Source organism: Lysobacter enzymogenes (assembly GCF_017168095.1).
Lineage (GTDB): Bacteria > Pseudomonadota > Gammaproteobacteria > Xanthomonadales > Xanthomonadaceae > Lysobacter > Lysobacter enzymogenes_D.
Map to the genome: position 1 here is coordinate 1 of NZ_LXSD01000522.1, position 1,466 is coordinate 1,466.

The following is a 1,466-nucleotide window of genomic DNA, read 5'->3' on the forward strand; positions in this document are numbered from 1 at the left end:
TGCGGCGGCGCGATGCCGACGCCGCGCCCGCTACGCGCCGGGGCGCGGCGGGCGCAGGTGCGCGATGGGCTCAGGCCGCCATGTCGGCCGCGTCGGGATCGGGATACGGCTGGCGCCAGGCCGGCAGCGCTTCGATCCGCGCGGACCACCGGCCCAGGTGGGCGTAGCCGTCCAGCGGCAGTTGCGCGGCCTGCGCCCACGGCAGCATCGCCGCGACCGCGAAATCGGCGGTGCTGAGCGCGTCGCCGAGCAGGTACGGGCGTTCGCGCAGGTGCGCGTCGAGCACCTTGGCGAAGTGGCGCAGGTGCTTGTCGGCTTCCGCGACCGTGGCCGCATCGGGCGCGCCGAGGCCGAAGATCGGCTTGGCCACGCGCTCGAAGAACAGCGCGCCGGCGTGACGGTTGAAATGCGCCGCGCCCCAGTGGGTCCAGCGCAGCAGTTCGACCTGCTGCGCCGGCGAGGCCGGCCACAGCGGCGAGCCGGTCTTCTGCGCGAGGTGGGCGGCGATCGCCGGCGATTCCCAGACCGTGGTGTCGCCGTCGACCAGCACCGGCACCTTGCCGTTGGGGTTGATCGCCAGGAACTCGGGGCGGCGGTGCTCGCCGCGCTTGAGCTCGATCCGCACGAACTCGACCGGCGCGCCGACGTGGCGGGCGACCGCGCAGGCGGTGCGGGCATTGGGCGATTCGTAGTAGTACAGCTGCATGGGCTTCATCGCGACGTCCTCGTGGCGTGGGGGCATACCGATTGCGGGGGCGGAGCGCCGCCGCGCGGACGATTCTGCGAGCCGGGTAAATATGTTCAAGAACATATTTAGAATCGTGCTAAACCGGTTCCGGCCCGCCTTCGCCGCTCCCAAGCCGCCGCCATGCCCTACACCAGCGAACACAAAGCCCAGACCCGCGCGCGCATCGTCGCCACCGCGCGCCGGCTGTTCACCCGCCGCGGCTTCGCCGAGGTGTCGATCGACGAGATCATGGCCGAGGCCGGCCTGACCCGCGGCGGCTTCTACAACCACTTCAAGCGCAAGCAGGACCTGTACGCCGAGGCGGTCGAGCACATCCTGACCGCGATGCCCGCCGGCGGCTGCGAAACCGATCCGCCGGCGGCCGCGCGGCTGGCGCGCGAGTACCTGTCCGACCGCCACGTCGCCGACTTCGACTATCCCTGCCCGCTGGTCGCGTTCTCCTCCGAGGTCGGGCGCGGCGACGATTGCGTCAAGCGCGCCTATACCCAGGTGCTCGACAGCCTGATCGCGATGATGCAGCGCTCGCTTGGGCCCGGCCGCGAGGCGCGCGAGCGCGCGGTGGCGATGGCGACGCTGTGCGTCGGCGGCACCATGCTCGCGCGCGCCATCGACGACGCCGAATTGGGCAAAGAGATCCGCCGCGCCGCGCTCGACCAGGTGCTGGCCCTGACCGAGGCCATCGCGGCGCCCGCACCGGCCCCGCCGCGGGCGCGGGTGC

General features: G+C 72.4%; 2 protein-coding genes. One reads left to right on the forward strand and one right to left on the reverse strand.

What is annotated here, in order from left to right; genetic code table 11:
* Positions 1 to 70: 70 nt before the first annotated feature.
* Entirely contained in the window at positions 71 to 715 is a 645-nt protein-coding gene (locus A7A76_RS21025; protein WP_241201097.1) for a glutathione S-transferase family protein, read from the reverse strand.
* A 153-nt stretch (positions 716 to 868) separates the two neighbouring features.
* On the opposite strand from A7A76_RS21025, the gene A7A76_RS21030 reads away from it, so the two are divergent.
* The coding region (locus A7A76_RS21030) for a TetR/AcrR family transcriptional regulator (protein ID WP_206413136.1) at positions 869 to 1,466 on the forward strand (598 nt) is incomplete at its 3' end.